The 15,082-nt window shown below is 43.4% G+C and carries 11 protein-coding genes and 1 riboswitch; all 11 genes read right to left on the bottom strand.

The genetic code is table 11. From position 1 onward, the window contains the following. Window positions 1-90: 90 nt before the first annotated feature. Window positions 91-435, bottom strand: a complete 345-nt coding sequence (locus tag CLHUN_RS02990) for a hypothetical protein (protein ID WP_080063082.1) — start codon at window positions 433-435, stop codon at window positions 91-93. A 57-nt stretch (window positions 436-492) separates the two neighbouring features. Next, window positions 493-1,791: a hemolysin family protein gene (locus CLHUN_RS02995; RefSeq protein WP_080063083.1), complete on the bottom strand. Its 1,299-nt coding sequence runs from the start codon at window positions 1,789-1,791 to the stop codon at window positions 493-495. Window positions 1,792-2,344: 553 nt separating this feature from the next. After that, window positions 2,345-3,535 (bottom strand): methionine adenosyltransferase, encoded by a 1,191-nt coding sequence (gene metK / locus CLHUN_RS03000; protein WP_080063084.1) that lies wholly within the window; start codon window positions 3,533-3,535, stop codon window positions 2,345-2,347. A 149-nt stretch (window positions 3,536-3,684) separates the two neighbouring features. Continuing rightward, window positions 3,685-3,790: riboswitch (SAM riboswitch) on the bottom strand. Window positions 3,791-3,849: 59 nt separating this feature from the next. Continuing rightward, entirely contained in the window at window positions 3,850-4,236 is a 387-nt protein-coding gene (locus tag CLHUN_RS03005) for a thioesterase family protein (protein WP_080063085.1), read from the bottom strand. A gap of 304 nt (window positions 4,237-4,540) precedes the next feature. Then, entirely contained in the window at window positions 4,541-5,929 is a 1,389-nt protein-coding gene (locus tag CLHUN_RS03010) for a family 4 glycosyl hydrolase (protein ID WP_080063086.1), read from the bottom strand. Window positions 5,930-5,987: 58 nt separating this feature from the next. Then, complete coding sequence (locus CLHUN_RS03015; protein WP_080063087.1) at window positions 5,988-7,520, bottom strand: endo-1,4-beta-xylanase; 1,533 nt, start codon at window positions 7,518-7,520, stop codon at window positions 5,988-5,990. Between the two features lie 62 nt (window positions 7,521-7,582). Further along, window positions 7,583-9,667 carry a glycosyl hydrolase family 95 catalytic domain-containing protein gene (locus CLHUN_RS03020; protein WP_080063088.1) on the bottom strand — a complete coding sequence of 695 codons (2,085 nt, stop codon included), beginning with the start codon at window positions 9,665-9,667 and terminating at the stop codon, window positions 7,583-7,585. 130 nt (window positions 9,668-9,797) lie between these two features. Further along, entirely contained in the window at window positions 9,798-11,501 is a 1,704-nt protein-coding gene (locus tag CLHUN_RS03025) for an extracellular solute-binding protein (protein WP_080063089.1), read from the bottom strand. Between the two features lie 132 nt (window positions 11,502-11,633). Continuing rightward, window positions 11,634-13,142, bottom strand: a complete 1,509-nt coding sequence (locus CLHUN_RS03030; RefSeq protein ID WP_080063090.1) for a glycoside hydrolase family 43 protein — start codon at window positions 13,140-13,142, stop codon at window positions 11,634-11,636. 67 nt (window positions 13,143-13,209) lie between these two features. Then, window positions 13,210-14,094 (bottom strand): carbohydrate ABC transporter permease, encoded by an 885-nt coding sequence (locus CLHUN_RS03035; protein WP_080063091.1) that lies wholly within the window; start codon window positions 14,092-14,094, stop codon window positions 13,210-13,212. Window positions 14,095-14,108: 14 nt separating this feature from the next. After that, window positions 14,109-15,008: an ABC transporter permease gene (locus tag CLHUN_RS03040; RefSeq protein ID WP_080063092.1), complete on the bottom strand. Its 900-nt coding sequence runs from the start codon at window positions 15,006-15,008 to the stop codon at window positions 14,109-14,111. Between the last annotated feature and the right edge of the window lie 74 nt (window positions 15,009-15,082).

The raw sequence follows: 15,082 nt of genomic DNA on the forward strand, positions 1-15,082 counted from the left end.
TACCCATGCCATCAAGAATTAGCAGGCAACCAGAAAAAAATTCCTCCGTGTATTGTCATCCGGAGGAATTCCAGTATCCTTTATGTAGAACTAACTTTTATTTTTATAGAATATGCAGTCCCTTTCCTCAAAGGAACAGACCTCCAGCAATGGAAACTGGTTTTCAAGCTTTTTTAACAGCTTTAAGGTATCATCTTTAGAATTCATATCAACTGCAATAAAATTGCCGTTTATAGCAATGTTTCTCACAAATTTGCTTTCCATCGCCTCTCTTATCAGTCTTTCAATATTCTGTTCCTGGTCGTTCACCAGTAGAACCAAATTAGCCTTTTCCACAAAGTATTTCTTCCTGTCCATCAATTTAAAAATGTCCAAAAACAGACTGATCAGTCCAAATATGGCCAGAAGTGAAAGTACCGCGTAGTCTATCCCCATAGCTATCACTCCCTAAAATATGTCGTACATTATTTTATGAAGTGTGCTTCACAAGTGTTACAGGGCCCTGCATACTTTTACCTTGGAAACCTTCTTTTCATCCACCTCTTCAACCTTAAATACCAATTCGTTGTATTCTATGGTGGGTTTGTCGCCGCTTACAGGGATTCTCCCTATCTGTCCTATAATAAACCCGCTAAGGGTTTCATATTCATCAACAGGAAGATTTGAACCCAGAATTTCCTGAGCTTCGTCAAGACTTATAGAGCCTCTGATAATAAAGGTGTTATCATCTATTTTCTCTAATTCCTTTTCTTCATCATCATCTTCATCAAATATATTTCCGACTATTTCTTCGATTAAGTCCTCCAGAGTGACAATTCCTGCTGTTCCGCCATACTCGTCAATTATTATGGCCATATGGGTCTTATTCTGCTGAAGCTCTTTGAAGAGCTCATCCGTTCTTTTTGATTCAGGTACAAAATAGGGTTGCCTGATCAGTTGTCCCAGGCTGAAGTTCTTTGTATCGTCATTGGTTACAAATTTGAATACATATTTTGAGTGCATTACTCCCACGATATTATCTATATTATCCTCATAAACCGGTATTCTTGAGTATTTTTCGGTATTTATAAAATCTATGACCTCTTTAAGACCTGCATCTATTGAAAGAGCTGCAATATCCGTTCTGTGTGTCATTATATCGGACACAGTCTTGTTGTTGAATTCAAAGATATTGTTAATCATCTCTTTTTCAGTTTCATGTATTGTACCCTTCTCTTCACCCACATCCACCATCATCCTGATTTCTTCTTCTGTTACCTGCTCCGCTTCGGCATTAGGGTCAACTCCGAACAACCGGACAAAGAAATTTGTGGAAGCAGTCAGCAGCTTGACAAAAGGTGCTGTCAAAACAGAAAGAATATGCAAAGGCTTTGCTACAAACCTTGCAATAGGTTCGGCTTTTGTCATTGCCAGCCTTTTTGGTACAAGTTCTCCAAGCACCAATGTAAAATATGACAAGATTACAGTTATCACCAGCATTGATGCTGTCTTAAGCCATACCTCCGGTACGGGCAGTCCCAATGCGATCAGCAGCCTTACCAGCGGCTCGGCAAACGTCTCCGAAGCGAAGGCACTGGCTAAAAAGCCTGCCAGGGTAATTCCTATCTGTATAGTAGCGAGAAACTTACTTGGCTCGCTTAAGAGTCCGTTTAATATTTTGGCTTTTTTATCCCCATCCTCAGCCAGCAACCTTATTTTGTTATCATTGAGCGATATCAATGCAATCTCTGACGCTGCAAAAAATGCATTCATAATCACAAGTACCAGTAAAACAAATATTTCCGTAAACAATTAATTCATCCTCCATCTGAATAATACTTAAAAGAATTTATAAGCTTATGCTTTCCCTTACAAATAAAAAAAGACACGCCAATCCAAGGCAGGACTGTCAGGGTCTTCCGAAATAGTTTATTGCAAACCTTTTTTTCTTTTTAAGTAATATCCAGCAGAACATCGGATAATTATTGGATGTATCCTCAGGATTATCGTCCATGCTCATTTTCCCCCCTTTGTAACTTATTATTATTCCCTGTATCAATTTATATTATAATCTACTACAAATACCTGCCGGCTGTCAAATGGGACAAATCAACATACTGCCGTATTTTTATGCAAAAAGCAGGTCACAGCTTGAATGAAAGCCCTAAAACATGCTTTTAATATCATTCGCTTGAGGTATGTATGACTTTTGCGCTTATTACTGCTATAAACTTCTTTTATATTATTATATGTTTCACTGTACAGTAATATTTTAGCAGAAAAAAGAAAATACATTCCCCCTGAAGGAAATGTATTTTCTTTTTATCCTTAAGTATTTATTCCGCAATAAACTTTTAACCTGCTATTACAGGCCTGCCTCTTTTTTCAGAAGCTCCGCGACATCTGTTTTTTCCCAGGTGAAGTCATTATCATTTCTGCCAAAATGCCCGTACGCCGCAGTCTTTTTGAATATGGGCCTTCTCAGATCCAGCGTCTTTATTATACCGGCAGGTCTTAAGTCAAAATGCTTGTTTACCAGTTCGGAAATTTTTTCCTCTGGTATCACAGCTGTTCCAAAGGTATCTACCAAAACCGACACCGGCTTTGCGACACCGATTGCATATGCAAGCTGCACCTCACATTTCTTAGCAATGCCTGCTGCAACGATGTTCTTTGCAACATATCTGGCAGCATATGCCGCGGAACGGTCCACCTTGGTGGGGTCTTTGCCGGAGAACGCACCGCCTCCATGTCTTGCATATCCTCCATAGGTATCAACAATAATCTTTCTTCCTGTAAGTCCCGAATCACCCTGTGGACCGCCCACCACGAACCTGCCTGTGGGGTTGATGAAATACCGTGTGTTCTGGTCAAGCAATTCTGCGGGAATTACAGGTTTTATAACAAATTCCATCATGTCTCTTTCTATTATTTCGTGGCTTACGTCAGGACCGTGCTGAGTAGATATGACTACTGTGTCCACCCTCACCGGCTTATCCCCGTCATATTCCACTGTCACCTGGGATTTTCCGTCAGGTCTGAGGTAATCCAGAGTTCCATCTTTTCTGACTTCGCTTAATTTCTTTGAAAGCTTATGAGCCAAAGTAATAGGCATTGGCATCAGCTCAGGTGTTTCATCACACGCAAAGCCAAACATCATGCCCTGGTCTCCCGCTCCTATTGCCTGAATCTGTGCCTCGCTCATTTCACCGGTCTTAGCTTCAAGTGCCTTATCAACTCCCATTGCAATATCTGCAGATTGTTCATCTATAGAAGTCAAAACTGCACAGGTTTCACTGTCAAAACCGTATTTTGCCCTGTCATAGCCTATTTCTCTGATTGTATTTCTGACGACCTTTGGTATATCAACATAACATTTAGTTGAAATTTCACCCATTACAAGCACCATACCTGTAGTTACAGCAGTCTCACACGCAACCCTGGCTTGAGGGTCCTGCTGGAAGATGGCATCAAGGACTGCGTCTGAAATTTGATCGCACATTTTGTCCGGATGTCCCTCGGTTACAGATTCTGATGTAAATAATCTTCTTGTCATAATTAATACCTCCACTTATAATATTTATTCTGCGGCCACTTTTTATCCCCTGTTCCTGCCTGCAAAGGCCAACTTGTATTGATGAACTCCAGACAGGCAATAAAAAAAACCTCTTCCGAGGTTTGTCATTCTTACTAAAACAATGATCCCCCTCATCTTTCAGGTAAAATACCTGTAGGAATTGGCACCATGCACAATCAAATGCTGGTTGCCGGGTTTCATAGGGCCCATACCCTCCACCTCTCTTGATAAGGATAAAAATATTAACTTTGAGTATATTTAACCATATAATTCATTATTCGTCAAGACTTTTTCTATTTTTTACCATTTGCTTTCGTTAAAAATCTTTCGCGATTTACAATAAATCTTTCATGTGTCCCTTCACCTATCTTATCCTTCTCGTCAAAGGCTTCAACACTAAAAACAAGACGTTTCCCATCCACTCCTGTCAGCACAGCCCTGGCAGTAACCGTCATTCCCAACGGGGTTGCTGCTGTATGCCTGACACTAATTACCGTACCCACCGAAGAGCTGTCTGAAGCAAGGTACTCCTTGAGTGCGTTTGTTGCCGCTTTTTCCATAAGCGCTATCATCGAAGGTGTTGCAAAAACCTCCATATCCCCGCTGCCCATTGTCCTGGCTGTATTACTGCTATCCACCAAAGCCGATGCTTCTCCTGTCAATCCTTCTGTTATTTCCATAGTCCTTATCTCCGTTTCCCAGTTCCTTTACAAGCCATATTTATCTGAAATATAAGATATCCGGCCAATCATACCTGATTTATTGAACTTTGATTCTGCTTATATTATAAAACACATATTATAAGAAATATCAAGTATAAATCTGAAAATTCAGTGAGCATTATACACAAACCGAAAAAAAGGCATAGCTGATTTAGGAGGTTTTTAGCCCAATCAACTATGCCGTGAAATATTGCGTGTTTACATTTCAAAGCCCTGATACGACTTCAGCGGTGTTGCAGCATGTGCTCCTTAAAGTCTCAGACTATTTTTCTATCTCCCAACCGGGAAGATACTCTGAGGTATTTGACAGCATCCTTTCAAACAGGTTTCTTGCATCCTTAATGCTGATATTCACCAGGGGATCATTTGCAAAGGCCTTAAAAGCCAAATCCTTATCTTTTGAAAAAGCTGCCCTGATTATTGTTTCCTGATTTACAACATGCCTTATAACCAGGCTGTAGATTTCCTCCGGCAATTGGCCCGCACTGACCGGCCTTATGCTGTTATGGGAGAATACCGCATTGGTTTCCACAACTGCACCCAACGGCAGCCCTTGAATCTGACCCATATTGGGAAGGTTTACATTGGTAACCAGATCTCCCAGGCCAACCAGAGCCTTGATTTGTTTGATTCCTTCTTCGCCGGAATGCTTGAGCTCCATTTGCTCTTCACCGCTGAGAAAACGGCTGCTTTTTTCCATTTTGTCTTTAAGGTCCTTGACTCTCCAACTGACGGGAGTCAATCCGAAGCCCCATTCTTTTGCTACTTCCGGATTCTTGAGATACCAGGGAGGGCAGAATTCTGCAAGATGGCGGTCTCCCGCTGCAGCCACCAGCCCATATCTTCTGAACAGATCAAATTTTACCTTGTTATAGCTGTTGAAATAACTGTTTCGAACCTGATCAGCCTCTGTTTCAATTTGATAGCCCTCTTCGGCATATTTTTCGGTAAATTCCCTGTAAAGCGGCAAAAGATCTTCGCCTTTATAGGTGGCGCTGTTTAACCAGGTGAAATGATTTATGCCTATGACATTTACCTTTATATCCTCTCTGTCAATCCCGGCTATTCCCTTCATATCCTTAAGCATTTCTGCCATAATCTTCTGAGTTGAAAATACTTCGTGACAGCATCCGAAGGCTTTTATCCCGGGGAACACCTGGTACAAAGTTTTTGTACATAGCGTCATCGGATTTGTATAATTTATGACCCAGGCCTCGGGAGAATATGCTTTTATCGCCTCTGCGATTTCTACAAACATGGGAATGGTTCTTAAGGCTCTTACCAACCCTCCGGGCCCCACTGTGTCGCCTACAGACTGGTATATGCCGTATTCCTCCGGCAGGTGAACATCCGAGGCCATTTCCTCGAAAGAGCCCGGCAATATGGATATGATGACGAAATCCGTACCGGTCAGAGCCTCCTTAAGGCTGTCCATAGCCTTGTACTGCCACTTCCCGGATACATCCGGGCGTTCAGAGAGCATATTTCCGATTTTCTCATTTGCCCTGGCAGCCTCCTGATTAATATCGTACAATCTGACTGTACCCGATATTTCCTCATCTACGGCCAGGTCCTTCATAAGATTCCATGCCCAGCCTCTGGAACCGCCGCCAATATACGCAATGTTTAAATTATTCTTATCGTATAACATATTATGTTACCCCTTCCTTATTGCTGTGAATTTATTTGTTGGCCGAGAATTTCATATTTCATTTCCAGCCCTTGATTGTCAGATTTTCCTGCCGCCCTCCAAGTCTGTGCTTCAGGGCATTGAGCCTGAAATACATCTCACGGGGCACTTGATCTTCAAAGAGGAATGGACTTGTTTTCATAAAACCGGGATCCATGAAGTCCCACCAGGTCAAGGCCTTGATTTCTGAACGTGAGGCCGCAATTGTGTAGAACTGTTCCAGCCAGTCGGACTGAACATGCTCATTCCAGGCAGAATGCCAGCCCCCCTTTGTCAAACCGATCTGAGACTGCGGATCAACTGTGCTTATGTCATCCGTCTGACCTCTTGTATTCCCTCCCGGTACACCCATTTCAGTAATGTGTACAGGCTTTCCGAAGCTTGCATATACATTGAGCAGGCGGTAAACCGCCACCATATCTCTGGCCGGAAAATAAAGCTGTATGCCTACCACATCAAAATCTATACCTTTTTCTATTGCACTCCTGAAGAACTTCATAGGAGATACGGGCCGCTCAAAAACTGGCCCGTAACATACAAATTTCCCAGCTACATACTCTGCAAACGGAAGGCACACATTTATGATGGAAGTTGCCTCGGGATCCGCCTCTCTTACTGTCTCACAGCATATTTTGGTGAGCTCCATCAACTGTTCCTGTGTGAAGTTGAAGCAATTTGCCCAGTCATGAGGCTCGTTCATTGAGTCCCACACCTTGATGCGTCCCTTGTACCGTCCCACCGTTTTTTTTACAGTGTCCCTTGCAAAAGCCGAAAGCTCCTCATAGCTTTTTGTGAACATCCATGCAGGATTTGTTTCCTTATGTCCGAACCATAGGGGATGACCTTTTGAAGTTATTCCGTTTGCCTCGCACCAATCCACCAGTTCATCCCTTCTGGAGAAGTCCAGCCGCCCCTCTTCAGGAGCCAACTGGTAGGAGTAAAACGGTATGGTTGCAAAATTGAACAGGCTCTTGAAATACTCAGCATGCCTGTTCTCACCTGCATGCTTGAACAGGTTGCAGCCCAGCAGCAGCTCAGGTCTTGGCTTCGCTGCAAGCTTCACCAGTGCACTTTCGTAGCACAATGCCTCTGCAGCCAGCACGGCATGGGAAAGTGCTTTCAAACGGCAGTAGCCTGCATCCACCTTTTTCTTTGAAAGAGAATAGTACTCCCTGGCGGCATCAAAATGCCCTTTTGCATATGGGCTTGGAATAATGCCTTCTGCAAAGTTTTCAGCTTCCCAAATGTAGGTTTCTACAGCTTCAGCTACAAAATCAAATACTTGACTGCCTGCAAAACCGGACGCCGCATATCCCTCTCCGCGGTTATGGGCCATCACCCATATATTACCGTATAGAGGAAGGTTTACGCGCCCGTGAAGCATGAACGGGGAAGCCTCCACATTGAGCTCCACGGTGCCGTCGGACATTATGGTGCTTTTACGTATATCAGGTTCAAAATACATATCGCTTGCATAAAGCGTATTCAATATGTATTCAGGCATTGAACCACCCTCTGAATCTGTCATTTTTACTTTTACAAGCTTGCCCATATATTTATATCACCTATCCTTTTATAAATTATAGTGTAATCAGTAAAGCTCATTGGAAGAGCCTATATATACTTCAACAAGCCTTCTGCCTCCACGCACCAGCTACCGTCCTGCGGAAACCCGGGCAGGCTTTTCCCTCCGTCCTGTTCCCATCCGGCCGCCATCATGGCGACAGCCAACAGCAAACTGCCGTTTCCGGGGAGATAGAGCGGAAGGTCTTCCCTGTCCGCCTGGGAATTATGCCCATTTAAAGCATAGGTATTTTTAGGTTTATCTGCCAAAAGCAAATCCACGGCAAGGGAGGTCAGACCCAGTCTGGCACAGCACATTGACATCATGGCAAAATCCCATCCCCACATTGAGTCAAAATCCCAGCATTGGAGCACCCTTTCCACGGTATTTTTCATTATATCCCTGTCCACCGACTCCCCGGGAAGTACACCTAAAGCTGCAAGCATTGAAGGGTGGTCATGATTATACGGAGCCTTGGAAAAAGTCTCGGGGCAGTTTTCATGAGCCAGATAGACACCGTCCTTAACCGGCAGTTGAGACAGCTTCTCTGCTGCTTCAAGGTAACGTGGATCTGGTGTTTCACCTAGCCGCTGCTGCCATTGTGCAGCAGTTTTCAAGCCCCAGCGGAAATACTCCAGTTCATAGGCGGGATTCATTACAGCTTCCGGAGCATGAGTTTCCTGGGCCGGTATGAGCGGCGGACCCATTACATACCTGTCATTTTCCTTGTCGTAGTGCAGGAAGGAAACCATAAAATCAGCACTTTCAATTACCAGGCTGACATATCTCTTTAACGTCTCGGTATTGGGATGGGCTCTGTAGCAAAGTTCCGAGAGCATTATGGGATGAGGCTGCTGCCAGACCAGCAAGACACCGATGCTGGATGGTGCATTCAGCCCGCTGGGGTCACTCATCTTTGTCCATCTGGCGCCTGCATAACCCTGTTTCTCAGCATCTTTTCTTGCCTGAGGCAAAATATTCAGATACCATTTCAAGCTTCTTTCCAGAAGCTCCGGCCTTCCCCACAGAACAAACTGGGCTGCATGCCAATAATGCATTTCCAGATGGAATTTCCCGTACCAACTGTTGCAGGTCAGGCCTGTCTCAGCCGGGGGAAGAGTTCCGCTGCACTGGATTGCCGTAAGGTATTGGGAGAGAACTATTCTTCGTTCCAGCTCGGCAGCCCTGCTGTCTGTGGAATTTATAAGCTGAACGGCGGCTCCGTTGTTCCAGAACTTCTCCCAGTGGGCAGCCGAACGGATTTTTGCGGTATAGAAGTCATTAGGAATATTTACGGGCATTTGCGGCGAAAACCCCGCCGAGAAATAAAGCTCCTCACTCCCGTCTGCAGCCGCCAGGGTGAATTGGTGACAGCCGGTCTGCTTAAGTATTGCATTTGGGCTGAACACCATATCAACATAATATATGTCGGAATCCAGTTCCCTCTTGATTATCACTCTATTGGGGTAATACAGAATAATTTCACTCTTATGTGCCTTTTCACGCCCCCAATCCGATGCTTTTTTTTCGGGGCTTCCATATGGAAAATCAAAATTAATTTCAAGCTTTCCTGAAGATACGAGCCTGGACCTTATATGGGCGCTTACCGAGTCCTGCTTCGGATCAGTACAGGTCTCCACCTGAACTGCTTCGTCAAATACGGCAAATTCCGATATCAGCATCCCCTGCCACAAATCCAGTATTTGTTTCACATTCTTTATGTCGGACAGGACTGCGGCCCTGTTATTTTCCACTAAATTCATTCTGATACTGCATAAATTCAAACGGTGAGGATTTTCTCTAAGATTTTTAAACAACTGCTCCTGGCCTTTGTCATCGGCTGCATAGCCCACCATTCTGCCATGGGTTTCATACTGTTTAAGCTTTAAGTCCTGGTAATTTCTGTCTACCGGGAACGAGTGCCACCCCCATTGAGACATTGTACACAGGGGAAAGTATTCATATTCCTTGTGAAAAGTCTGAAGCCCTGTTATATCTGCTGTAAAGGCAAATTCACCATTTCCTATGGTAAACGGAGCTTTTTTGTCCGGTGCTTTCAGTACCGGATTGTTGCGAGTAATTAATGCATACCGGTCAATTACGCTGGAATTTTCTTTTAAATCGGCTTTTTGCATAACGTCCCCTTTACCAAAGTCAATTACTGTATCGTATTTCAGCCCATAGTAATTGACTTTTTTAATAAAACGGATGCGGCTGAATCAGCCGCACCCCTCAACTACATTTATTGATTATAAGTACTTCAAATTATTTAGCTTGTGCATACCATTCATTAACTTCTTTTGTAATCTGGTCTCCACCGAGCTTCTTCCAGTCTGTAACAAATTTGTCGAAAGAGTCGATTGAATCTCCCATAATGATCTTTGTGAATACTTCATCTTCCATAGCATCGAGGGTCGCCTGCTTTTCAACCATGGTAGGAGTTGATGAACCATAGAAGAGGTTTGTCAACAGATTCTGACTGTCAACATACTTACCGATTATGTCCGCACTGGACGGTGTACCGAATATTCTTTCATCACCCCAGAAATTTCTGTCTCCGGCCTTGGATTTCTGGATTTTATCATAGTAACCGAATTCTTCAGCATTCAGTATTGAAGTATCATTTGTTTCCATAGCTTTTATTACATTGTTGTGAGCATTGAGGTTCTTAAGCGCAGGCTCATAAACTACCAGTGAATACTGCCATGTGGCTATACCGCTCTTAGTAACGCCGAATTTTTCGTTTTTAGCCTTGGCCTCGTCTGAAGCATCACGGTTATATCCGCTTGAACCATTTTCAACAAGCTTCATAAGAGCTTCAGGATTTTTGCAGTTCTTGTTAACTGCATAGTATTTTGTAACAGGCATTGATGTAACAGGAGCTGCAGGAGTACCATCAATTGACGGCAACTCTATCGCCTGCCAATCAGCATTAGGCTCGTTGATTGCACAGTCTTTCAGGAATGCACCCGGTGATGACAATCCACCGTAAGTGATACCCACTTTACCGGAGGAAACTGTTTCCATAACCTTTGCTTTATCTTTAACGCCGAATTCCTTATCGATTTGTCCGCTCTTATACATGGTCTGCAACTGCAATAATGCATCTTTTATCTGTGGCTGTATTGAACCGTAAACAGCGCTTCCGGAAGCATCCTTCACCCATCTTCTAGGATAAGAATGATAGCCTGCAAATAAACCTGCTGCTGAAGCATGCTTGTTGTTGACATCCAGGAAGTTTTTAACCAATGCAAGTCCAAAAGTATCGTTTTTGCCGTTTTTATCAGGATCATTCTTTACAAATGCTTCGGACACCTTATACAAATCCTGTAATGTCTTTGGCATTTCAAGTCCGAGATTCTTCAGCCAGTCTGCTCTGATATAAAGTATCTGAAGATTGTCAACTGAAGATGCTGTATGTGGTATTGCCATAAGTTTTCCGCCTATTTTTGCAGAATCAAAGCTTGCTTTGTCCTGCTCCAATATGCTCTTTGTGAAATCAGAAGTATTGTTCTTATATAAGTCTGTCAAATCATAGAGCATGTCATTTTCAGCAAGCTCAATAAGCTGCTTGTTTCTGAGCCACATGATATCCGGCAGATCTCCGGAAGCAACAGAAATATTCAATTTCTGGTCGAACTGTTCTTCTGGTACAGTCCATACATACTTAAGGTTTATACCGAAGTCTTCCTTGTAGGACGTCATATAAACATTATTTTCAATGCTCTCACCTGGTTCGAATTCTATACCGTTATTCAAAAATCTCCAAGCTGTCAGGTCAATTTCAGGGGTATACTTAGCTAAAAGATCGGTTGGTTTTTGGTCAGCCGGGGTTGTTGATGAAGCAGTGGAAGAACCTGACGCTGTAGCTTCACTTGACTTACTGTCACTGCCGCATGCAGCCATCGAAACTGTGATCATTGCCGCTAATGCTAGAGCTGCTAGTCGGGTTAAAGAAAATTTTTTCATAAGTTCCCTCCGATATTATTTGTTTAATGAGGCCTCAATTTAATTATATGGCTCTGCAGTTGTTCAAACAATATTCATATTTTTACTTTCAATTCATATCTTTACTTTGATTTTGTAAACCACACCATAAAATTATCTGAAAACTAAATATTTAAGATAGTCAAAGTCAGCTCTGCCTCCGGCACCCAGGGTATTATAGCTGAAGAGTCCCATCCTCGCTCCCTTCCAAAAGCCTTCCTTCAGGATGCAATTTCCGCCCAACTGGTAGAAATCACATCCATTTAAGCTGAAATAGAATTCTGTTTCACCTGATAAATCTATTACTGATTTAAACCAAACCTCCCCCGGTTTAAGGCAGGGTCCGTGATAGCTGGTGCCTCCCGTCACAACCTGTATGTGGCACCGCTCCCCCTGGTATACAGCTCCTATCCAGTTTTCTTCCCTGCCTCCAAGGAAACACAGCCCGGCTCTCTGCCCAGGCTCCATCAATCCGGTGTCCAGCTTAACCGTTACCACCCCAAAGTTTCCCATAAGCTTTTGCGTAATTGTATTTCTGGCATTGAAGATATTTTCTGCCTGCATCGCCGTCAAGGACAAATATCCGGGCCTTTGAGCCAATGACCAATTATCTGCAGCAGGATTGTGATTCCACTGCCATTGGCAGCCCAGCAGGGGAGAATCGAATTCATCGGATGCCTGCGGCAATGTCACCGGATAGGTTTTCCCCACATCAGGCTTCCTGTATATTCCCACAGGCTCTCCGTCAATTCCCATTACAGGCCAATCCTCTACCCAATTGACAGGCTGAAGATGGCATACCCTGCCCAGTGCTCCCACACTCTGAAAATGCATGAACCAGGTTTCTCCTGATTCCAGCTCCACCAGTCCGCCTTGATGAGGACCGTTAACATTGGTTTTACCTGTCTGAAGCACCACTCTTCTCTCGTAGGGTCCATAGATGCTCCTGGACCTTAAAACCGCCTGCCAGCCCTTTTCAACACCTCCCTCGGGGATAACCAGGTAGTAATAACCGTTTCTTTTGTATATTTTGGTGCCCTCGGCAATTTTTCCTATATATACGATAGCTCCCTCGTCAAGCAACTGCTTGCCGTCGGCGCTCATTTTGTGGATAATTATAGGACCTGCTCCCACTGTACTGTGTCCAAGATATGCATTGCCGTCATCATCCCAGAAAGGGCAGGGGTCTTCCCAGCCCGCCACTCTTCTTACCTCGTGGAGCGGTGTCCATGGACCTTCCGGCTGCTCTGCGCTGCTCATGTACAACCCCTCATCCGGAGTGCAGAAGTATACATAAAATCTGCCGGCATGGTATCTTATGGCCGGTGCCCAGCTCCCCTTTGCATAAGCTTCCATTTCGTCATACCGGCTGTGAATTTTCAGTTCATTATATACCTGCCCCACGATTGTCCAGTTTACCAAATCCCTGGAGTGGAGCACAGGTATGCCCATAAAGTGAAAATCCGAACAAACCATATAAAAGTCACTGCCTACTCGAATTACATCGGGGTCGGAATAATCAGCATTGAGCACAGGATTTTTATATAACCCGTCACCGATGTCTCCCCAGACATTGGTGTGGAATTCTTCTGTTTTTTTGAGATATTCCTCGGATAAAGCCATATAGTGCCTCCCTGTCTGCCAGACTCACAGCAGATCAAATAGTCATAATAATTTCTATTAAAAAAGTTTACCCTTTAACACTGCCCATTACAAGTCCCTTCATGAAGTATTTCTGAAGGAAAGGATATACGGCCAGCACCGGGACGGCAGCCAGGAATACCTGTGCCGCGTTAAAGGTCCTGTTGGATACATTTCTCATTGTCGCAAGCTCATCGCTGGCACTCATCATGGTGTCAGAATTTATTATTATCGAACGCAGGTAACTCTGCAGCGGCCATTTGCTTGTTGAATTCATATATATGAGTCCATCAAACCATCCGTTCCAGTGGCCTACCAGTACAAACAGCGACAAGGTGGCTATGGATGGCAGTGAAAGCGGCAGTACAATTTTAAAAAGTGTCCTCCAGTAATCACAGCCGTCTATATATGCCGCTTCCTCTATTTCCTTCGGAAGCCCTCTGAAGAAGTTCATTAAAAGAATGACATTGAATACAGGCACAGCGTTAGGTATTATCAGTGCCCAGATGGAGTCAATCAGTCCTGTATACCTTACAACCATATAGGTTGGAATCAATCCGCCTCCGAAAAGCATTGTGACAATGAAGAACCATGCATATATATTACGCGCGGAAAACTCTGATTTTTCCTTTGCCAGCGGGTATGCTATAAATACTGTCAAAACCATATTTATAATATAACCCAGGCCTATCCTTTTAATTGATACCAGGAATGCTGTCAAGAACTCCTGCTTCTTTAGAGCATACACATATGAATCCAGGGTAAACTCTACAGGCCAAAGATTTACATAACCTGCAGCGGCTGCAGATTTTGAACTGAAAGAGACTGCCAGAACATTTATCAGCGGCAAAAGACATGCAAAAGCCGCCAGACTAAGAAATAAATAATTTAATATAGTAAATGTTCTAGAGCCTATTGTTGAATAATTTTTCATTTATACCATCCTCCCTAGAATATTCTATATCCGGCATACTTATTCGCCAGCTTGTTGGAAACTAATATCAGTACCAGAGAAATTACCGACTTAAAGAGTCCTACTGCGGTTGCCACGCTGTATTGCGCCTCAACAAGACCTATCCTGTATACGAGAGTATCCAGAATATCTCCTGTACTGTAAACCTGTGGACTATAAAGATTAATTACCTGATCAAAGCCTGCATTCAATATATTTCCAAGGGACAAAACCGTCATAAGCGTCACTATGGGAAGTATTCCCGGAAGGGTAACATGCAGTGTCTGTTTCCAGCGCCCCGCGCCATCCACGTAGGCAGCCTCATACAGAGCCATGTCAATACTGGTGAGCGCCGCAAGATACACGATGGTATCATAGCCGAAGTTTTTCCATACGTTTGTTATTACCATTGTAAAAGGAAACCACTTGGAATCCCCGAGGAAAAATATGGGATCAATGCCGACCAAGCCAAGCATCTTATTTATAATACCGCTGGAGGGTGAAAGAACGTCAACAAGTATTCCTCCCAGTATGACCCATGAAAGAAAGTGCGGAAAGTATATAATGGTCTGTAAAGTTCTCTTGTATTTTTCCCTGCGCATTTCATTAAGCAGCAGCGCAAACACTACCGGAACTACAAGACCTACAATTATTTTCATAATTGATATAAATACTGTATTGTATATTACAGTTTTAATGTTAGGCAAATTGAGCATATATTCAAAATTATCGAAGCCCACCCATTTAGATTTAAAAAACCCCTTGGCTGGAACAAACTTTTGAAATGCCATAACTATTCCAAACATGGGAATATAATGGTAGATAAGTGTTAAGATGACCCCTGGTATAACCATGATATGCAGAGGTAGTTGCCTCAGCTTTTTTCCGCTGATCATAATTGCCTCCTCCTTTAATTTAGCACAGTAGTGAGATTAAAATTAAGTATAGTACTTACAATTAAATTATAAGG

This window comes from Ruminiclostridium hungatei, from assembly GCF_002051585.1.
GTDB classification, from domain to species: Bacteria; Bacillota; Clostridia; order Acetivibrionales; family DSM-1351; genus Ruminiclostridium; species Ruminiclostridium hungatei.